The 21203-nt window shown below is 65.4% G+C and carries 12 protein-coding genes and 3 pseudogenes; 11 read left to right on the top strand and 4 right to left on the bottom strand.

The window, feature by feature from the left end:
- Positions 1 to 214 precede the first annotated feature (214 nt).
- From LPH33_RS07755 to LPH33_RS07730, 6 genes and pseudogenes are all read left to right on the top strand, one after another.
- Positions 215 to 379, top strand: a pseudogene (locus LPH33_RS07755) (TerD family protein); the annotation flags it as partial.
- 238 nt (positions 380 to 617) lie between these two features.
- Complete coding sequence (locus tag LPH33_RS07750; protein WP_106201818.1) at positions 618 to 1820, top strand: IS110 family transposase; 1203 nt, start codon at positions 618 to 620, stop codon at positions 1818 to 1820.
- A gap of 11 nt (positions 1821 to 1831) precedes the next feature.
- Positions 1832 to 2254, top strand: a pseudogene (locus LPH33_RS07745) (TerD family protein); the annotation flags it as partial.
- 88 nt (positions 2255 to 2342) lie between these two features.
- Positions 2343 to 3473 carry a DUF475 domain-containing protein gene (locus LPH33_RS07740; protein WP_229567685.1) on the top strand — a complete coding sequence of 377 codons (1131 nt, stop codon included), beginning with the start codon at positions 2343 to 2345 and terminating at the stop codon, positions 3471 to 3473.
- Positions 3409 to 4026: pseudogene (locus tag LPH33_RS07735) on the top strand (TerD family protein); the annotation flags it as partial. The gene LPH33_RS07740 and the pseudogene LPH33_RS07735, both read left to right, overlap by 65 nt.
- Before the next feature lie 90 nt (positions 4027 to 4116).
- Positions 4117 to 4809, top strand: a complete 693-nt coding sequence (locus LPH33_RS07730; RefSeq protein ID WP_229568285.1) for a TerD family protein — start codon at positions 4117 to 4119, stop codon at positions 4807 to 4809.
- 933 nt (positions 4810 to 5742) lie between these two features.
- On the opposite strand, the gene LPH33_RS07725 is transcribed toward LPH33_RS07730, so the two are convergent.
- Positions 5743 to 7350, bottom strand: a complete 1608-nt coding sequence (locus LPH33_RS07725; protein ID WP_229567683.1) for a zinc-finger domain-containing protein — start codon at positions 7348 to 7350, stop codon at positions 5743 to 5745.
- A 160-nt stretch (positions 7351 to 7510) separates the two neighbouring features.
- Entirely contained in the window at positions 7511 to 7981 is a 471-nt protein-coding gene (locus tag LPH33_RS07720) for a hypothetical protein (protein WP_160876337.1), read from the bottom strand.
- Between the two features lie 358 nt (positions 7982 to 8339).
- Here LPH33_RS07720 and LPH33_RS07715 point away from each other — a divergent pair, with 358 nt between their 5' ends.
- From LPH33_RS07715 to LPH33_RS07700, 4 genes are all read left to right on the top strand, one after another.
- Complete coding sequence (locus LPH33_RS07715) at positions 8340 to 10058, top strand: alpha/beta hydrolase (protein ID WP_160876299.1); 1719 nt, start codon at positions 8340 to 8342, stop codon at positions 10056 to 10058.
- Positions 10059 to 10167: 109 nt separating this feature from the next.
- Positions 10168 to 11904, top strand: a complete 1737-nt coding sequence (locus LPH33_RS07710; RefSeq protein ID WP_229567681.1) for an alpha/beta hydrolase — start codon at positions 10168 to 10170, stop codon at positions 11902 to 11904.
- A gap of 279 nt (positions 11905 to 12183) precedes the next feature.
- Positions 12184 to 12987, top strand: a complete 804-nt coding sequence (locus LPH33_RS07705) for an IS5 family transposase (RefSeq protein ID WP_229565117.1) — start codon at positions 12184 to 12186, stop codon at positions 12985 to 12987.
- 47 nt (positions 12988 to 13034) lie between these two features.
- On the top strand, positions 13035 to 14024 hold the full coding sequence (locus LPH33_RS07700; protein ID WP_229567680.1) for a linear amide C-N hydrolase: 990 nt from the start codon (positions 13035 to 13037) through the stop codon (positions 14022 to 14024).
- Between the two features lie 308 nt (positions 14025 to 14332).
- On the opposite strand, the gene LPH33_RS07695 is transcribed toward LPH33_RS07700, so the two are convergent.
- Together LPH33_RS07695 and LPH33_RS07690 are read right to left on the bottom strand one after the other, a co-directional pair.
- Positions 14333 to 18676: an AAA domain-containing protein gene (locus LPH33_RS07695; protein WP_229567678.1), complete on the bottom strand. Its 4344-nt coding sequence runs from the start codon at positions 18674 to 18676 to the stop codon at positions 14333 to 14335.
- 219 nt (positions 18677 to 18895) lie between these two features.
- Positions 18896 to 20101: a glutamate dehydrogenase gene (locus LPH33_RS07690; protein WP_229567676.1), complete on the bottom strand. Its 1206-nt coding sequence runs from the start codon at positions 20099 to 20101 to the stop codon at positions 18896 to 18898.
- A 175-nt stretch (positions 20102 to 20276) separates the two neighbouring features.
- On the opposite strand from LPH33_RS07690, the gene LPH33_RS07685 reads away from it, so the two are divergent.
- Complete coding sequence (locus LPH33_RS07685; RefSeq protein ID WP_229567674.1) at positions 20277 to 21188, top strand: LysR family transcriptional regulator; 912 nt, start codon at positions 20277 to 20279, stop codon at positions 21186 to 21188.
- The last annotated feature ends 15 nt before the right edge of the window (positions 21189 to 21203 follow it).

The raw sequence follows: 21203 nt of genomic DNA, 5'->3' as shown, positions 1-21203 counted from the left end.
AATGCCAGAAGTTGTAGCCGCAGAGGGAGTTCAGCCACCGACGTGGATCCATAGCACTCGCACGAGAACCGAGGATCTCCTCGGTGTGGGCTCGCTCCCAGTTCGGCGACACTCCGCCGGTGATTAGTTCAACTTCCCCGTGGTCGGGCAGCATTCGCACTGCAATCCGCACCCCGGTCGAAATCACGCCTACGAAAAATTCGAAAGGATCCACATGAGCGTCTCTCTTGCCAAGGGCGGCAACGTCTCTCTGTCAAAGGCAACCGACAATCTCACGACCATCACTGTCGGTCTCGGTTGGGACGAGCGCACCACCACCGGTGCGCCCTACGACCTCGATGCGTCGGCGCTGATCACCGGCCCGAACTACAAGGTCCTTAAGTTCGTAGGTGCAGTTACTTCGTGAGAGTTACGTTGAGCTGTAACCCGGGCAGGCCGGGCGAGGCTGCATAAGGTTTGCCCACTCTCGAGTGGGGCTTGAAAGGACTGGCCACCCGACCTGTCTGGACACCTCGGACCGCTGATTGAGATCTGCGCATGATCGCTTGTTTAAGGAAATGCCGGCGGAGGCGTCCATCGGGGCCAGGCCGGAACACAAGCGAAAACGAGGAAATCCGATGACCGGTTCGCAACTGTGGGCAGGAGTCGACGTCGGCAAAGAACACCACTGGATATGCGTACTCGACACCTCCGGGACGGTGGTGCTGTCGCGGCGATGCGACAACGACGAAGCAACGATCCGTGCGGTGATCACCGAGATCGACGCACTCGCCGAGACGGTGTCGTGGACGGTGGATCTGACCACCGCCTACGTCACCTTGTTGCTGACTGTGCTGGCCGACGCCGGGAAACCGGTGCGCTACCTGTCCGGACGTTCGGTGTGGCAGGCATCGTCGGTCTACCGCGGCGGCGAAGCCAAGACCGACGCCCGCGACGCCCGGGTGATCGCCGATCAGTCCCGGATGCGGTCGGACCTGCCCGTTCTGCGTCCCGACGACGAGTTGATCCGTGAGCTGCAGATGCTCACCGGCCACCGCACCGATCTGGTCGCCGACCGTACCCGGACCATCAACCGGCTGCGTCAGCAACTCGTCGCGATCTGCCCCGGACTCGAACGCGTCGCGCAGATCTCCTCGGACCGGGGCTGGGTGGTGCTGCTGGCCCGCTACCAGCGACCGAAAGCGATCCGCCGCGTCGGGGCGGCCCGACTGGCCGCAATGCTCACCGGGGCCGGGGTGCGCCACGCCGAATCGATCGCCCGGGCCGCAGTCACCGCCGCGAAGGCGCAGACCGTGCGGTTGCCGGGGGAAGATGTCGCTGCCGAACTGGTCGCCGAATTGGCGCAGGCGGTGATCGACCTCGACACACGTATCAACGCCGTGGACGCGGAGATCGAGGCCCGATTTCGCCGTCACCCTCTGGCCGAAGTGATCCTGAGCTTGCCGGGTATGGGATTCCGGCTCGGAGCCGAATTCCTTGCCGCAGTAGGTGACCCCGCCCTGATCGGCTCGGCCGACCAACTCGCTGCCTGGACCGGGTTGGCGCCGAGACCCAAGGATTCGGGTAAACGCACCGGGCGTCTGCACACCCCTCAGCGCTACAGCAGGCGCCTGCGCCGGGTGATGTACATGTCGGCGTTGACCGCGGTCCGTTGCGATCCCCGATCCCGCGCCTACTATCAGCGCAAACGTGCCGAAGGTAAGCGACCCGTCCAGGCCACGATCTGCCTGGCTCGGCGGCGCGTGGACGTTCTCTACGCTCTGCTCCGCGACAACCGCACCTGGCAACCGACTGTGCCGGTCACCGCGGTGGCGGCTTGACAGGATCATTGAGAGTCCTTTCGGATAAGCACTTCGTCTTCTACGGCAATCTCTCGTCGCCCGACGGCCTGGTCGAGCACACCGGCGACAACCTGACCGGCGACGGAGACGGCGACGACGAGTCGATCCACGTCGACCTCGCTGCGCTTCCCCCCACGGTCACCAACATCTTCTTCGCCGTGTCGATCTACGACGCGGACGTTCGCGGCCAGTCCTTCGGACACGTACGCAACGCCTATATCCGTATCGTCGACCGCGTCACGGGCGTCGAGCTGGCCCGTTACGACCTGACCGAAGACGCGTCCACCGAGACCGCGATGATCTTCGGCGAGGTCTACCGCCACAACGCGGAGTGGAAGTTCCGCGCCGTCGGCCAGGGTTACGCGTCCGGCCTGCGCGGTATCGCTCTCGACTACGGCGTCAACGTCGCCTGATTTCTTCGCTTCCGTCTGCGGGAACGATCGGGATGCTCGAAACGAGAGCATCCCGACGTCCTCGCACCCATAGAGAAAGGCCACGTTAGTGGTTATGCGCATATTCGGCGCATCTTTCGCCGTTACTGTTGCCGCCCTGGTCGTCGCCTTCCTCTACGGCGGTCCTCAGGCCCTGCTGCTCGCCGCCATCCTCGGTGTCCTCGAGGTCTCCCTCTCCTTCGACAACGCGGTCATCAACGCGACTGTTCTGCAAAGGATGAGCGAGTTCTGGCAGAAGATCTTCCTCACGATCGGCATCCTGATCGCCGTCTTCGGCATGCGCCTCGTGTTCCCGCTCATCATCGTCTGGGCTGCGTCCGGCCTCGGACCCGTGGCGGCATTGGACCTGGCGCTCAACCCGCCGGCCGATGGTGCGGCCTACTTCCCCGACGGCAGCGCAAGCTACGAAACGCTCATCACCGACGCGCACCCGCAGATCGCCTCGTTCGGTGGCATGTTCCTGCTGATGCTCTTCCTGGGCTTCATCTTCGAGGAGAAGGAGATCACCTGGCTGTCCTGGCTCGAGCGTCCGCTGGAGCGGGTCGGCAAGCTCGACCAGCTCTCGGTGGTCGTCGCTTCCGGGCTCCTCGTCCTCACCGCGGTGTTCCTCGCTCCCGAGGGCAAGTCGTCGACGGTGATGATCGCCGGCACGCTCGGCATGATCACCTACATCCTCGTCAATGGACTCGGCGAACTCTTCAATGTCGACGAGGAGGGCGAGGAATCATCCGGTGGTCCCAGCGACCTCGCGAAGGCAACCGGTAAGGCCGGCTTCTTCCTGTTCCTCTACCTCGAGGTGCTGGATGCGTCCTTCTCCTTCGACGGTGTGATCGGCGCATTCGCTGTCACCTCCGACCCGATCATCATCGCTCTCGGCCTCGGCTTCATCGGCGCGATGTTCGTCCGCTCGATCACCGTCTACCTGGTTCGCAAGGGCACGCTCTCCGAATACGTCTTCCTCGAGCACGGGGCACACTGGGCGATCGGTGCGCTGGCGCTCATCCTGCTGTACTCGATCGGCCACCACGTCAGCGAGATCGTCACCGGCCTGACCGGCGTGTTCCTGATCCTCGCAGCTCTGATCACCAGCATCATCCGGAACAAGAACAATCCCGATGACGAGGCGACCACGGACTCGGATGACGATCCGCAGCCCGAGACGGTCACCGTCAACGCCTGATCAGTTCCACGTGTGGGCAGCCGGCATACCCGGCTGCCCACACGCATCTCTGCCGAAAGGAGCCGGCCGTAGGGCCGGACACGCCATGCCTGCACTTCCCCCCGGAGCGAACACAGTCATCCACGACGGCACCGCGACCTTGTCGGTGACCGGCGCACGTCAGGGCACAGTCGACCTGATGGCCTTCCAGCTGACAGTCGACCAGCGTGTCCGGAACGACGACGACTTCATCTTCTTCAACCAGCCCAAGTCCCCCGAAGGCGCGGTTCGGCTGATCGGCGCAGATCGAATCTCGTTGGATCTGTCGCTCATCCCATTGCACATCCACACCCTCTCCATCGCGGTCGCTCTCGACGAGAGCGTGAGCGGAAGCCTGGCAACGGTCCCCGGCCTCGGCGTCACCCTCGAACAACCGTCCGGGCTGGTCGTTCAGGCACCCGCCACCGGATTGCGTACCGAACGTGCGGCCATCCTCATGGAGGTCTATCGTCGCAACGGGACGTGGAAGGTCCGCAACGTCTCGCAGGGATGGAGCACCGGACTAACGGCGCTCGCCACGAACTACGGCGTGGACGTCAGTCAGCCGGCACCGCCGACGCCAACCCCCGCGCCTACTCCTCCCCCCGCGCCTACTCCTCGTCCCATGCCGACACCCGCCCCGACGACAGAGCGTCGCGGGGTTCCGCCGTCCCGGCCACGCGTGCAGACGCCGGCAGCACCGACGGTCACTCTGTCCAAGATCACCCTCGACAAGAACACTCCCTCGGTGAGCCTCGTGAAAGCCGGCGAGGAGCAGGGCCTCATGCGAGTGAACCTGAACTGGACCACCCGGGGCTCCGGCAAAGGGTTCCTGGGTCGCCTTACCGGTGGAAACGGCATCGACCTCGATCTCGGCTGCCTGTACGAAATGGCCGACGGGAGCAAGGGCGTCATCCAGGCGCTTGGTGGCGCGTTCGGCTCGCGATACAGCTACCCCTACATCGAACTCGACGGGGACGACCGGACGGGCACCGTGGCCGGAGGTGAGAACCTCTACATCGACCTGTCCAATCCGCGGGCTTTCAAGCGAATCCTGATCTTCGCGTACATCTACGAGGGCGTACCGAACTGGGCGGCCGCGGACGGTGTGGTCACGCTCTACCGAACCTCAGGATCCGAGATCGAGGTTCGCCTGGACTCCGGCGACAACCGTGCTCCCATGTGCGCGATTGCGTTGCTGGAGAGCAAAAACGGACAGATCGACATCAATCGCGAAGTCCGTTACATCAAGGGCGACCAGTCCCATCTCGACAAGGCGTACAAGTGGGGAATGCGCTGGACGCCGGGGAGCAAGTAATTCCACGTTCAGAGATACCCGCTTCCCCGAGCAGACGACAGCGGCATCTTGACGGTTCGATCATCGACATCTGATTGCGGGCGGATGTCATGAGCAAGAAAGACATGCGTGAAAGACATCTTCCCCAACGGGAAAGCGGCACTCGTCCTGTTCGGCATCGGGGTGGTGGTGGGGCTAGCGATTACCAAGTACTGGTTGGCAATCCTCTTGTTGCTCCTCACGCTGGCCACTCTCGCGACGCTGATCGCAATGTTCTCAGATCTGATCCCCCGAGGGTCCGATAGCCCGCAGCAGGACGACCCGTTCCGTGCGCTCTACCGGTACGTGAGGGCACGTTGGAACGAAGTTCGGCAATTACTAAGATTGTCTGCTCGGGATTCATACGCTCAGCACGGTCCTCACGTGCAGGCCGACTCGACGAGGACACATGGGGATGTCCGCTCTATCGGACTCACTGAGACTCGAGAAAGCACTGCGTCTTCCCAATCGGCTGTGACGATCGCGAACGAGACTGCCCAACCCCGTCCGGTCGCGCGCAGTAAGCCATACCAGTGGCAAACGTCAGCAGGAAGCGGGAGTCCGAGACCGGTTGCCGTAAGACGGCACAACACGTCTCGCTCGACCAGCCTTCGCGCTCTGCCTTCGAGCCCGCACGAGTGGCGTTACCAAATGATGCTCTTCCAGGCGAATCCACCACGCGTGAGTCTCGAGAAGCAGCCGCAGGGCACGGTTGATCAATGGTCGCAATCGAATAGCACGCCTCATGAGGAACCGATACACCTCCGCGCGGTCATTCCCAGACGAAAGCTACCGCCGAGTCCCGAGCAGTGGCGCCGCCGCCGAAGCTGACTCGAAGCTCTCAACACCCATACGGCGGCGGCATCCCCTACCTACCTGTACTCGCCGGGACGACCCGACAATGACTGCACGCCCCTACACGGGCGTAACCTTGCCGAAGTATTCCGAATGTCCGTCAACGCAATTCGATACGTCGTGATCGATGATGTTCGGGTACGACGTACCGAACCCCGCGTATCCCGCGGCAACGCTGCCACCCTGCGCAGCCGCGTACGCGTAACGCAAGACCTTGTCGTTCGATGAGAAGTAGTTGTGGACTTTGTTCGACACTGCGTCGTTCAGCTTCCGCCAATCGCCCTTACGCCCGATCGCCGCGCCTACGACGTGGATCATGTCGATGCGGGGGCCACCCTGTTGCGTAGAAAGCGTTTCCGCAGCTGTGATCATGACCCGAGCACCCAGGCTGTGACCGACCAAGTGGTAGCTGGGTATCTCGGTCCTTGCGAGGATGCCAGCCAACGCAACACCGGTGCGATCTGCGCGCACCCGCGCCGTGTGCCACGGATTCTTGGCCAGGTCGGCAGCCATCATCACAGGCGCGACCGGGTTGAGCCTTCCAGCAGCGGCTTTACCCGCTCTTGCTGCGACCCGCGCCGCGGCTCCCATCGCGTATCTCGCCCCAGCTCCTCGGGCTGCAGGGATTCCCAGAGCTGCCAGTTCCTTGCTACCCCAATGAAGCTTGTAGATCGGCGCGTCGGGGTAACGACGCTCCACGAATGCGATCGCAGCGCGCCAGTCCCCACTCGATTCGTTCAGGAAGCCGCGCGTGACGATGACCGGAATGCCGTCGCCCTCACGGAACTTCTCGATCTCGAACGACTTGTCTTCGTTGACGTATGCGTTGGTGACACTCGCGCCGAGCGCTCCCCCGAGAGCAGCTCCGACCGCCGCCACTACGTAGGTTCCTCCTGCGATTCCGAGACCACCGGCGGCGACCGCACCACCGCCGAGAAACGCCAGGCCCACGTTCGCTGCCACGGCTCCGCTGTAGCCCATCAAGGCGCCGATTGCTCCGCCCACAGCAGGTGCCGCTGCGATACCTCCTGGCACTGCCACGCCGGCGGCAAGTACTCCCGCAGCGGCAAGCTTGGTCGCTCTGTTCAGATTCGGCTTGTCGTACTTGAGAAGCTTCCCGTAGTCTTCCGGGCCCTCGACAGTGTCCGTAGCCCGTTCGAAACTGGGGATATCGTGCCGGTGCTCAGCGCAGTAGCGCGGAATGCGGAACGAACCCAGACCGCGGGTGGCCATGTGGACGCACTGCGGAGCGGCGCATCCCACCGTAGCCACCCCACAGGATGAGCACAGGTGGGCACGGACACCCGAACGCTTACCGTGGACCTTCCGATGTTCGGTACGCATGAAGCAGCCAGAACACCACGCTGTAGTGAAGTCATCGGTCAGATCGTCGATGAGATTCGCAATTCCTTCGGCGACCGCAACATGTTCGTCGGCCTGCTTCCGGTGGCTCTTCCGCTGATCGTCCTCGGTCGCGACCTGATACTCCGTCTCGTGTTTGACATACGCCCAGGCATTGTGGGCGAGAGCCTTGTTGGCGACCATCTGCGCGTCCCCGGATGCCAGGGGTTCAACCGTTGCGAGGTTTCCGGTCAGCCGGAGCACTCGACCACCGAGCGATCGGACCTCGCAGGTCAACGTGCCGTCCTCACCCGACGTGAAATGCACTGCGCCCAAAGTATTCTCTCCGCCCTTACTCGAACACGACGCTGGAACGATAGATCATCGAACCGACAAACCGAGCATTCGGTCTCGCCACTTCACGATTTGCCCGCCCGACAGGTCACTGCCTTCGCCAGTGGGGTACGCCGGCATACGCGGGAACAGTTCACCGAACTCGATCGTGACGGGGAAGCGAGACGGGATACTCGTAGTCACATCCGATCTGCTCGAGTGTGGGTGCTCCTGGCATGTCGCGAAACCACGCTGCACACGCATCGGCTGCCAGTTCGATGTCACGAGTGAAGACGTATCCGTCCGTGCAATCGTCGAAATGATCATCGAAGAACCAGCGGTCCAGTTCCAGCCCCTCGATGGCGTGATCGTCGAGACGAAGACGCTCGAGAACGGTTCGCGAACGCCGAACCATCAACACTCCATCGGAGAGCACATGCACTTGTGCACACACGACCCGCTCGACGTCTTCGTCCTCGAAGTCCTCGTCGTCGACGTAACTGATGTAGTCACTCGGTCCGAGATCGATGATCAGACCCACCGGCTGATCGGTGAACGAGGTAACCAACCATGCGATCATCTCTTCCCAGGTGTCGATCTCTGGGATTTCACTCTCATCGGTCAACGACGGTTCCTTCATCGATGTACGGCTACGTCGAGACCGACGACCTCGTTCGGGCAAGATTCGGTCTGCTCAAGCAGTCATCGACGGTTCCAGGACGTCCGTTACAGTCGCCCCGCTCAGCATGGAGATCGAAGGTCAGAGGATCCGAACTCGCTCACGAAACTCCGCTCTTACCCGGTCGACCTACCGTCTTTCACGCTTGGCCAGTGGGCATTGCCAACCAGTCGTGTGTCCCATGTTGACTCGCGCCCCCGAACAGCGCGAGTCCCCTGACACGTCAGTCGGGGTAGCTACCTGACTCTCCCCGAGTGGAATCCTCCGAAATTACGTGAGGGACGATTCCGGATACTGTCGCATCGTGACCGCTCCTGCCACGCCTCCCGAAACCGATGAGTCGAGTAAGAACACCCGACGCCACCTCTCCGTCTTCGGCCTCGACTTCGTCGGCCTCGTCGTCGCACTGTTCTTCTTCGCGTGGAGTCTGAGCCCCTCCCTCATTCCCCGCGAGTGGTATTTCCAGGGACTCATCAGCGGTGTGACGGGCATCGTCGGCTACGGCATCGGTGTGCTCGTCGCGTTTCCTGCGCGACGATGGATCGCTCCGCGTCTCACATGGTGGCGACGGCGCCATACGGTCCGCCGCATCGCCGAGGTGGTGGTCGCTCTCGTCGCGGTAGGAACACTTCTGGGGAGTCTGCTCGCCGCGGCGGGATGGCAGAACGAGATCCGTGCCCTCATGGGCATCGAGACCACAACGGGCTTCGCGTATCTCCGCACCGGTCTGGTGAGCGTCGCGCTCTTCGCCACCCTCCTCTACATCGCACGCGGATTGCGGTGGGTCGGACGACGCTTCGCGGAGTTCCTCGCGACTCGCCTGCGTGTTCCGGTCGCCGCGGCCGGCGTCCTCGCGCCGGTCATCCTCGTGCTTGGGGTGGTGGTGTTCGTCGACCAGGTTCTGCTCGCGAGCAGCTCTATGGCAGCACGCATCGTGTTCGCCGACGACAACAACAGCACCGACCCCGGCGTGGAGCAGCCTCAGATTCCCGAGCGGTCGGGCAGCCCGGCATCGCCGTCGTCGTGGGAGAGCCTCGGTCGTCAGGGACGCACGTTCGTCGCCGGTGGCATGGATGCCGAGCAGCTGACCGAACTGAACAGCGCTCCCGCGCTCGAACCCATACGGGTGTACGCAGGGCTCGAAGCAGATGGCACCACCGACGAACAGGTGCAATTGATCCTCGACGAACTCGACCGTACGAAGGCGTGGGAACGCGAAATCCTCGTGGTCGCCGGCACCACCGGAACCGGGTGGGTGAATCCGTTCGCCGCCGACTCGATCGAGATGATCTATAACGGCAACTCGGCGATCGCCGCGATCCAGTACTCCTTCCTGCCGAGCTGGATCTCCTTCCTCGTCGACGGCACCGCCGCCAAGGCAGCTGGCAACGCACTGATCAACGGGGTTCACGAACGCTGGTCGCAACTGCCGGAGGAGCTGCGACCGAAGCTCGTGGTCTACGGCGAGAGCCTCGGCTCGCAATCGGCCGAGGCGGCCTTCGCCGACCTCGCCGACATGCGCAGCAAGATCGACGGCGCGCTGTTCGTCGGACCTCCGAACTCGAACCAGCTGTGGCGCAGCATCGTCGACCATCGCGATTCCGGCAGCCCTGAGGTCCTGCCCGTCTACGAGGACGGTGTGGCGGTGCGGTTCGCCTCCGACCTGCAGACGCTCGAGGATCAGCAGGGACCGTGGAACGACCCCCGGGTCCTGTATCTGCAGCATGCGTCCGATCCGGTGGTGTGGTGGGGACCGGGCCTGCTGTTCGAGCGACCCGACTGGCTCGCCGAACCTCCCGGTGCAGATCGCTCACCGTCGATGCGGTGGTACCCGATCGTCACCTTCGCTCAGGTCGCGGCCGACATCATGGTCGGCACGTCGCCACCCGTCGGTCACGGGCACAACTACGAGGACCTCATCCCCTACGGCTGGGCCGCGGTGACGTCACCTGAGGGGTGGACGCTCGCCGACACGCAGCGGATCGCCGAGGCCGTCGAGCAGTTGAACACCGCAGACGAGTAGTCGAACACGGCACGCTGCCCGAGGCTCTGCTAGCTTCTCCCCTACGGCTTCGCATTCCGTCTCTTCGCCATGCCTTCCTGCGCCCTGGTACCGACGAAAGCGACCGCCGATGACCACGACCCTCGATACACAGCCCGCACCTCCTGAGCCATCCCCATCGTTCTCGGTTCGGCTGAAGGACGGGATCCTGCGATGGCTGGGCCGGTTCCATCCGGTCGGCCTGGCCGTTGCGCTGCTGTTCTACTGCTGGTCGCTGTCGCCGTCCCTGCTTCCACGCCCCTGGTACCTGCAGGGTGTCGCGACCGGCATCAGCGTCATCACGGGCTACGGCATCGGCGTGCTCGTCGCGTGGATCGTCCGCAAGTGCGGCTTCGAGACGAACTGGTCGGCGACCGTCAAGAAGGTCGGCTGGTACCTGCTCGCAGCGGTCGCCGTCGTGGTGGTGCCGACCTTCCTCGTCCTCGGTTCGTGGTGGCAGGACATCAGCCGAGAACTCGTCGGGATGGAACCCGGCAGCAGCTGGGACTATCCGGGTGTGCTGCTCGTCGCCGTGGTGGTGACGCTGCTCCTGCTCGTCATCGGCCGCGGTCTGCGGCACGTGGCGCAATGGGTCACCGGACTCGTCGTCCGCGTATTGCCGGCTCCCCTGGCGCGCATCGTGAGTGTCGTGCTGGTCGGGCTGATCGTGTTCTGGGCGGTGGAAGGTCTGCTGTCGATGGAGATCGCGCGGATCGCCAACGGATCGGCGAGGGCCGTCGACGAGGGCACCGCCGACGGGGTCGAGCAGCCACAGGCGCCGGAGCGATCCGGGTCGGACGCATCTCTCGAACCGTGGGATTCGCTGGGACGTGAAGGGCGCACGTTCGTCGCAGGCGGTCCGTCTCCGGAGGAGATCACCGCGGTGACCGGGGAACCCGCGATGATGCCGATCCGCGTCTACGCCGGTTACCGCTCCCTCGACAGTCTCGACGGCTACACGGACTACGACGAGATGGAGGTGCTCGCCTCGCATGTCGTTGCCGAACTCGACCGCACAGGCGCCTTCGAGCGCGAGTACCTCGCCGTGGCTACGACGACAGGTCGTGGCTGGGTGAACCAGGACGTCGCCGCCGCCCTGGAATACCTCTCGGACGGCAACTCGGCCATCGCAGCCATGCAGTATTCGTTTCTCGCCAGTCCCCTGGCGTTCCTCGCCGACCGGGTCTCGCCCCGCAATGCAGGTCGCGCGTTGTTCGAGGCGGTGTACGCGAGATGGAGTGTCCTCGATCCGGAAACCCGGCCGAAGCTGCTCGTCTTCGGCGAATCACTGGGCTCGTACGGAGGTCAATCGGCCTTCGCCGGCGTGCAGGACATGATCACCCGAACCGACGGCGCGCTTTGGGTGGGCACACCGAATTTCACAGAGCAGTGGCGACGTATCACCGATTCGCGCGATCCGGGAAGTCGCGAAATTCTCCCGGTCATCTACGGCGGGCAGAACGTGCGATTCGCTGCGACACCCGACGACCTCACCGAACTCGACGGCCTGCGCGACTGGGAATCTCCCCGCATCGTGTACTGGCAGCATCCCAGCGATCCGATCGTGTGGTGGTCCTCCCAACTGGTCCGGCACCGCCCGGACTGGCTGCGCGAGGAGCGCGGCGCCGACATCGACAAGGGGATGTCGTGGATTCCGTTCGTGACGTTCTGGCAGGTCACGCTTGACATGGTGTTCGCCGCCGAAGTGCCCGGTGGCCACGGCCACGCCTACACGACCGAGGCCGGGTTCTTCTGGGCGGACATTCTCGGCATCGAGGACGAGGTGCGCGTGAAGGCGGTCTTCGACGCACTGTCGTCGGATGAGTGACGAGGAGAATTCACCCTCCCGCTTAGTCCGGCGAATCGAGTTTTCTCCAGGTTTCTCGCACCACCCCGTGATACAACCTCGATATCGCTTGTGAATCGACACAGGAATGCGAACCGGAGTACGTCGATTCACGGGGATCGATAATTGAGGTTTTCTCACCAGGAGAGCACTCATGAGAGCTGTGTCGAGTCGGGGGCCGGGGCGGTGCTGAGGACGTGGGGCCCGGACTGGTAGGGAATGGTTTCGACCAAGAAATTCATTCCCGAAGCAGGACCCCACGTGATCACCTATCGTGCCACGCTCGACGTGCCCGAGCACACCCTGACCTTCGTCACCCGTATCCTCGCTGCCCACCGCCGCAGGACCGATCGCCGACCGTGGCAGCGGGCCGCGACCGTCTACGTCCAGGCTCTGATGGTGCTGCGGTGGTTCCGCGACGGCACCGACGTCGCCACCCTGGCGCGCGATGCCCGCATCTCGCAGGCCACCGCCTACCGGTATCTCCACGAAGGTATCGACGTGATCGCCGCGCACGCCCCGAACCTGCACGACGTGCTCGAACGTGGGATCGAGTCCGGCTGGGAGCATGTCTGTCTCGACGGCACCCTCATCGCCTCGACTCGCTGCCGGGAGCGTTCCGAGTCCGGGCACGACGTGTGGTACTCGGGTAAACATCGCCGCCATGGCGGCAACGTCCAGGTCCTGACCGATCCGACCGGCTACCCGATCTGGGTGTCCGAGGTTGCCCCCGGTTCGGTGCACGACCTCACCGCTGCTCGTCGGGGCGGGATCCTCGGCGCCCTCTACCACGCTGCCGCCGGCGGGATGCCCACCCTCGCCGACAAGGGGTACACCGGTGCCGGGATCGGCGTCCACGTCCCGACGAAAGGCCATGGTCTCGATGCCGGCACCCGCTGCCGCAACACGCTGCTGTCTGCGATGCGCGCTCCGGCCGAACGCGCGAACGCGCTGCTGAAGACCCGGTGGAAGGCGCTGCAGCGAATCAGTCTATGTCCGTGGAGGATCGGTGCGATCGCTGCTGCAGCCCTCGTGCTTCTTCACCTACAAGCACCAGCCCGGTGAGAAAACCTCATTCGTCGACGCGGATCTACCGCGGGAAGGTGTCGCATATGTGCACACGAGTTGTGTGGAACGGCCCGTCCGGTCAAGTGCTCGTGGGACGCAACATGGATTACCACCGCGAAACCGCCACCAATCTGTGGGCGCTCCCCCGGGGTATCACTCGCGACGACGGTGTCGGTGGACAACTCTCGTGGACGTCGAAGTACGGCAGTGTGGTCGCGGGTGCCTACGACATGATGACCGTCGACGGACTCAACGAGGCCGGCCTCGGTGGGCACATCCTGTGGCTCACCGAATCGGACTACGGCACCCACGACAAGAGCCGACCCGCGCTCAGCGTTGCGGTGTGGATGCAGTACTTCCTCGACAACTTCGCGACCGTCGCCGAGGCCGTCGACTGGATCGAGAAGACCGGCGTGCAGGTCGTTCCGCTGGGCGACCCGGCGACCGGTGAGGTACCCGCCGTGCATCTCGCACTCGACGACGCGACCGGCGACTCCGCGATCATCGAATACCTCGACGGCACACCGACGGTCTGGCACAGCCGCGACTACGCCGTCATGACGAACTCCCCCGCCTACGGCGAACAGCTGGAACTGCTGAAGAAGGTGAAGGGATTCGGCGGTGAGGCACCACTCCCCGGCACCGGTAATGCGTCCGACAGGTTCGCTCGCGCAGCGCATTACGTCGGCAGCCTTCCGGAACCGCAGAGCCAAGTGCAGGCGATCGCGGGCGTTCTCAGCGTGATCCGCAATGCCGCGCAGCCGTTCCGCGTACCCGAACCCGGAAAACCGTATGCTTCGCAGACGATCTGGCAGACGGTGGCCGACCTCGCCGAGAAGCGTTACGTGTTCGAATCGACGACGCGCCCCAACATCGTGTGGGTCGACCTGAGCGATCTCGACCTCTCGGAGGGCGTACCGGCGGGCAAGCTCGATCTCCTGGGCGACACGGCACTCGAAGGCGGCCTTGCGGGCAATGTCAGCGGCCGATTCGAGAAGTCGGATCCGCTGACGTTCATCGCCATGCCCGCATAGACCCGCACAGACCCGCAGACGAAAGATCCCCGAAGACAACGTCTTCGGGGATTCTTCGCTGCTCGCGGACTACTAACTGCTGAGGCTGCTGACGCTGCCGATGAGCTCGACGAAGGGGCCGAGCAGCTTCGCGAGCTCGATGAGGGCAAGAATGCCTTCCATGGGGGACTCCTGTCATGGGGGATTTCGACACAACGAGACTCGTTGCGCATCAATAAATATCAGGAACCCACTGACTTCGCTGAAGAAAGAGCGTGACAAGACGCACTGTAACGTCCCTGGTCGAGAAACGATGCGACCGAGTCGATTCAGTAGTCGTCCGTCCCCGCCATCGATCGCGCACCCGGATCGGCGATCCCACCGATATCCGTTGCATCCACCCGGCCCGGCGTGATTCCGCGACGCTCCAGCTCCTCCCAGAGTCTTGCCAGGGCTGCGACCGGGTCGAGGTAGTACTCCGATTCCCGGACCCGCCAGAACTTCCAGCCGCTGCGGTGCAGTTCACGCTCCCGCTCCAGATCGGCGCTCTGCCGGTCGGGGCTGGTGTGCCACTGCTCGTCGTCGCAGGCGACGGCCAGCTTGCCTGCCGCCCCGGTCACGACCAGATCGATGAAGTGTCCGTTCACCTCGACGCGCGGGTTCACGTGATAGCCGCGGGCGGCGATGTCGAGGAAGACGTCCTGCTGGAAGAGGCTGTCGAACGCCTCGTGCCGCTCGTCGCGCGTCACGCCGTCGGGCATCGGTTCGGCCGGCCGCGGGGACGTCGTCCGCATGTGGGTGAGCAGCGAGTACCGCAGGTCGGTGCGGCGCAGCGTGTCGATGGTCCTCGAATGGAACAACCACAGCTGGTCCTGGGCACGCGACGCCGCCACGTTGAACCGTCGCTGGTATTCGGTTCGCGTCAATGCCGCGATGTTCTGTTCGGGCGCGACGACCATCGACAGGAACACCACGTTCCGTTCGTCGCCCTGGAAGTCCGGGGGCGTGCCGACGCGGAGCCTGCGTTCCTCCCACTGCTCCGGGGTGAGCCGCTCGAGCAGTTCGTTCTGGATGATGTCGACCTGCAGCTGCCCCTGCAGCACCACCACACCGAAGGTCTTGCCGTCGTAGGCAGGATCCTCGACGCACTTCACGAGCGTATCGACGAGGGCATGCGCCTCGGCATAGTTCGTCAGCGTCGAGTTCTGGCCGGTGACGGCACCGTCCTCGACAAGGGTGGTGCGCAACGGCTGCAGCCGATCGGAGCCGTACTGCCGCATGGGGACCAGCGGGTCGTCCGCGTAGAACTGGTCGCTCGACCACGCGATGATCTCCGGCATCGACCGGAAGTGCTCCCGCAACCGGACGATGCTGCCGAACCTCGACCGCAGCAACGAGAACAGACTCGATCGCGGAGTGAAGCTGTCGCGCAGATAGTTCGGGATGTCGGGCAGATACGAATCGAGACGGCTGAACACCCCGTCGAGCGCACCCAGCGACACCGCGCTCGGTGCACACTGCTTGTCATCGCCGACGACGATCACGCGCGGCGCCAGCCACAGCAGGAACAGGCTGCTGATGTCGGTCTGGCTCGCTTCGTCGACGATGACGACATCGAACGAATTCTGTTCGGGCGGAATCGAAGCCAGCACCTGCTGCAGCGGCATCACCCAGGCGGGCACTGCCCCCTGTGCGACCTGCATGGCCTCGCGTGCCGCCGCCCGATAACGCTCCGCATAACGGCCGGTGCCCTTACCGATGCTCGCGATGTGATCGCGGTACGAATGGAGCGCCTGGACCTGCTCGGCCGTGGTGCGGTCGAGACATGCGCTCCACGCCTTCTCCTCGACGAGCTCGGTCGTGAGTCGCGCGATGTCCTTCTCGAGTGCGTCGAGGTCGCGTTCGAACTGCCCGTCGTCGGTGCGCTCGTGGAAGCGTCGCACCCATTCGTCCGCGCGTCGCCATGCCCACGCCTCGTCGATGTCGGCGAGGCGAACCGGCCAGGCCAGGCTCAGCGGATTCTCGGCGAGGGTCTGAGCGAGTGCGGGTGCCGCGGAGGTCAGGCGCGCGTGGAGGGAGACCAGTTCCAGCTCCTCACGCTGCTCCCCCGCCGCCCGGTCCCACGCGTCCAGGGCCGCGTTGATGGCGTCGAAGTCGGCGTCGTGGAAGGCACGGGCCAGCGCGCGTCCTTCGGGCGACGCTCCCCCGGAGATCTGGCTCCGCACGTACATGCCGATGGATTCGAGCCAGTTCTTGCTCGCTTCCGCGGTGCCCGCGGCGGCGATGGTCCGTGCCGACTCGGCGGTGGCCCGCGCCTGCTCGATGCTCGTGATCCGCGGCGCCCCCGGATGAACCTCGCGCAATGCAGTTTCGACGTCGTGCACGCGAGCCACGAGATTGTCGACGATGGCACGGTCGCGGTCGAGGAACGCGAGGGTGCCGACCGCGCGGCTGCGCGACTCGTCGAGTTCGATGTCGATACCGAGGTCGCGGAGGACCACCCGCGCGACCCGGATCGCCTCGAGCGCACGAAGGTGTTCGGCGACGATGCGCGCCGTCTGGGCGGTGGTGGCCGCGACGCCCTCGACGGTCGCGATCTCACCGAGCGCCTCGACGGCGGACTGCTCGTCGCTGCGTCGGAACCGGCTGAATCCGCTGCGCCACGTGTCGCCTGCCTCGAGCTTGCGGGCGAGCGCGTCGTACGCCTCGAAGGCCTGTCGTCCCGTGACGGAGATGTCCACGGAGCTGGCGCCGACGATCCGGTCGGCTTCCTGCGCGGCCTGCACGAGCCTGGCGAGCTCGGCGGTCTTCCCCCACAGGTGCTGGGCGCGGCCCGACAGGACGTCGTCGGCGACGCGCCGGATCCGGGCGTCGAGTCGATCCGCGTCCTCGAGGGCACCCTGCAGCTGCTCGCACAGGTCGCGGATACGGCCGAGTGCTTCGAGCGACGCACCCTCGAGGATCCGCAGCAATCCCTGCGTCTCACCGTTGGTCGTGCCGCTCGATGCCTGAGAGACGGCGGCGCACGCGTACTGCAGTTCTCTCTGGGTGGGCAGGGACAGTTCGGGGAAGCGCTGTTGGCGACGGCGCGCCCGCTCGACGCTCGACCGCTGATGCAGCGAGTGGAGGGTGACGAGTTCGTCGACCGTCAGCGGCGAGGTGTCGGTGAGCAGAGGCGCGGGCAACCACGCGTACTTGGCCTCGTTCGCGCGGACCCGCCGGACGATCGACGCGGCCGTTCCCTCGTAGCCGGCGGCGACATCGGCGTGGACCTCGGTCTCCTCTGCGCGCGCCTGCCGGATCTGTTCCATCAGCGTCGCGCGACGGTCGAGGGCGTCGTTGCGGTGCGTGGTGAGCTCGTCGATGCGTTCCTGCGCGCGCCGAACGTTGAATTGTGCCTTGCGGATGGCGATTTCGCTGACACTGCGGGTGAGTTCCACGGTGCCGCCGTGCACCGGGTCGGTGACGGCCACGCACAGTTCCTGCAGCTCGGACGGGAGCTTCTCCCGGAGCACACGCAGCGCCTGCGCCTTCTCACTGGTGACCAGCACACGCTGTCCGCGCGCGAGCAGCGCCGCGACGATGTTGGCGATGGTGTGGGTCTTGCCCGTACCCGGAGGTCCTTCCACCACGACACCGCTGTCGCCGGCGAGCCGGTCGATGATGTCGCGCTGTTCCTCGTTCGCGGGCAGCGGCAGCAACTGCTCGCCGGTGAACTCGGTCGAGGGCGTGCCGATGCGGTCGAGCCATGCGACGCGGTCGGCCGGTTCGATCGCTTCGACGAGCTGCGCCAGCCCGAGCGGCACCGGGTTGGACTCGTCGGCGGCCGCCTCGGTCATGCGGCTGTAGTACTCGATGAGTGCGTGGGCGCCGCGCTTGCGCAGCACGAGCACCGGCGACGGCGTCACGAACGCATCCGACGACGACGCTTCGTCCGCACGATCGACGACATCGACCGGAACAGTGAGAGCACGCTCGGCCCAGCTCTTCAGGAACGCGCGGGCCGCGGGGTCGAGGGGCGACGCGACCTGGGTAACGAGCGCGTCGTGCAGTTCGCGGACACTCGTCGGGTCGAAGACCTCCAGTCCGGTGAGGAGCTGGACGTCCTCGAGCGACGGCCCGGCGCTGGGACTCAACCGCACGACCAGGTCGCCGGAATCGCCCTGCCGCTCGATGAGCGCGGCTTGGGTGATCAGGTGCGTGTGGACCCGCGCGCCCGCCACACCCTCGGAGAGGTGCAGCAGACCCGACGCGACGACGAGCTCCAGCGATTCCGGCTGGTCCTCGAGGTCGAGCATCGTTCGCTGCAGGAAGGAATACAGATGGGAGGCGGCCTGCCGTTCACGGTCGACGACCGCCCACGTCCGCCAGTCCGTCAGCCAGGTGTCGAGACCGTCGATGCCGATGGCCTGGGGGTCGAGTACGGGCTCGACGGCGGAATCCGCGATGTCCCCGTGCACGTGCTTCGCGAGCTCAGCGGGCGGGCGCGGGGGCTCTTCGAGTTGAGCGCGACGCGCGCGCAGGACGATGTCGCCCGACGCGGCGTGGGCACGCAGGCCGGCCCTGATGTTTCCCTCCTCGAGGGACATCACGGCGCGGTGTTTGTCGACGACGCGGACGGGCGCACTGCGGGCCTTGACGAGCTCGGCCAGGAAGGCAAGCAGGCGCTGCACGCGATCCCTCAATTCGGGTTCGCTCTCGCCTGACTCCACTCGCACTCCACTCACCCCTGCGGACGTCCTTCCGCCCGTCGACGGATACGGGCATGTCCACCTTAGAAGTACCGATCGACATGCCCGTTTCCGGTCCCACGTGACGCTCGTGACACTTCGACGCGCCGTCGCCGCCGATGCGCTGAGCTGCATCGACGGCGACGGTGCTGTATGGAGGTGTCAGGGGATGGTGACCGTGCGCGATGTCGTCACGCCGTGATTGGTCGCGCCGAGCTCCCGTGCCGTCTGCCGCGGCGGCACCCGATCGAGCGCCCACCGCTCGACCAACAGCGTGATCTTGGTCAGCATCTCGGTGCGCAAGCGCTGGAACGAATCCTCCGGCTCGGTCCCCACCCACCCGAGGAGCACCCACCACGCCCACGCGACCGCGCCGGCGTTGGCGACGAAATCCGGGATCACCGGGATGCCGCGTCCGGTGAGCACAGCTTCGGCGTCGGGCGTCGTCGCGGAGTTCGCGGCCTCGATGACCACCCGTCCGGCGACCCGGCCGACGTTCTCCGCCGTGATGGCGTAGGAGATGGCGGCGGGGACGAAGATGTCGGCGGGAATGCCGATCACCGCGTCGCGCGGCAGTTGTTCGACATCCGACGGGACGCGGGACCGGTCGATCTCCCCGTACTCGTCGCGAAGGTCGAGCAGCGCCGGGATATCCAGTCCGTCAGCGCAATACAGAGTTCCGGCGGCATCGGCGACGGCGGTCACGCGCATGCCCGCTTCGTGCAGGTACCAGGCGGCACCGCCTCCCATCGTGCCGATTCCCTGGATCGCGACGGTGGTCTCGGCCGGCGCCCGGCGGTATGCGTTCGCGGTGGCGATGCAGGCCTGCGCGACGCCGTAACCACCGATCACGTCGCCCAGCAGGAAACCGCCGTCGACCGGCGCATTCAGGGAGGTGCGCACCCGGTCCAGGGTGATCGCCGGGTCCGCCGCACGGCTGATCGCGGCGTGGAAGGACTGATGCAATCCCAGCCGCTCGAAGACCTCGTCGAGGAGATGCTGGGGAACGCCCAGGTCCTCGGCGGTGACCCAGTGCGCGTTCAACCAGGGACGCATCGCCTGGCAGAAGCGCTGCAGCACGTCGACGGCACGGGGATCCTTCGGGTCGAAGTCGATCCCGCCCTTCGCGCCGCCCACCGGCAGGTCGAACACCGCGGTCTTCGCGGCCATGCCGCGCGCCAGGTCCTCGACCTCCGACATCGTGCACCCGGCCCGCATGCGGGTGCCGCCGGTCGCCAGATCGCCCACCAGGGTGTGGACGACGAGATAACCGTGCGCACCTGTCACCGGATCCGTCCAGGTGAGACGCATGAACGGTTCGTCCCTGCGGGTGTCCACCGCGTCGACGCGTGCTGCCATGGTGGTCATATGCGGTCCCCCGTTCGTCAGAGCCGTCGTTACGTCGATTCGGCCGGTGACGCCAGCGTGCCCGGGGGTAGCGCGGGGCGTCCAGTTACGAAACTCGAAGGTGAGAGTTCACGATTTCTACACAACGCGAGCTCACAGCGGTTGCAGGTCCGCGGACGCGCCCTACGCTGACGGCATGGAGTTGTCCCTGCGCCGGTTACGGATGCTTCGAGAACTGCATCGCCGAGGTACCGTCACGGCCGCCGCGCTCGCCCTGCACTACACCACCTCGGCGGTCTCGCAACAGCTCACCCAGCTCGAACGGGACGTCGGTGCAAAGCTTTTCGAGCGTCGGGGACGTCGGGTCCAGTTGACGGAGGCGGGCGTGCTGCTCGCCGAACATGCCGAGGAGATCCTGCAGTCGGTGGAGCGGGCGACGACCGCGCTCGAACAGTCCCGCGACGGGGTCAGCGCGCGCCTGACCGCCGGTGTGTGGGCCTCCGTGGCATCCACTCTGATCCCCAGCGCGCTGGCGTTGTTGGCTGCCGAGCACCCCGGCATCGAGGTCCGCACGAGAGAGCTTGCCCCCGAGGAGACCGCCGGCGCCGTGCGCGACGGTTCCCTGGACTTCTCGTTCGTCATCGAATATTCCGGTTACCCGATGTTGTGGGATCCGGAGCTGACCAAGGTGGTGATCGCGGTCGAGCGACTGCACGCCGCGGTGCCGCCCGGGACGGTGCCGGCGGGCACCATCGCGCTCGCCGACCTCGCCGAGCATCCGTGGGTGCTGGCGGGCCCAAAGTCGCACTTCGGGCGTGCGGTGAGCCTCGCGTGTCAGCGTGCGGGGTTCGAGCCGAGAATCAACCATGAAGTCGGTGAGCAGGCGACGGCGCTGGCGATGGTCGCCGCGGGGCTGGGCGTCACTCTCGTCTCGGATCTCGGGCTGACGTTGAGCCCGCCCGGAGTCGAGGTGGTGGCGTTGACCGAACCGCTCTTCCGCACGATCTCCATCGCCCATCGGGGGCTCGCGTCGGAACGGCCCCCGTTGCGACTCGTGATCGACGCGGTGCGCACCGCCGCAGCAGAACGGGGGCTCGCGGCGCAGTAGCCACGAGCCCCGCCC

Origin of the sequence: Rhodococcus sp. RDE2, from assembly GCF_020885655.1 — a bacterium.
In the GTDB taxonomy this organism is placed as follows: domain Bacteria; phylum Actinomycetota; class Actinomycetes; order Mycobacteriales; family Mycobacteriaceae; genus Rhodococcus; species Rhodococcus pyridinivorans.
Note: the sequence above shows the minus strand (reverse complement) of the source record. Positions and strands in the feature narration are given on the sequence as shown.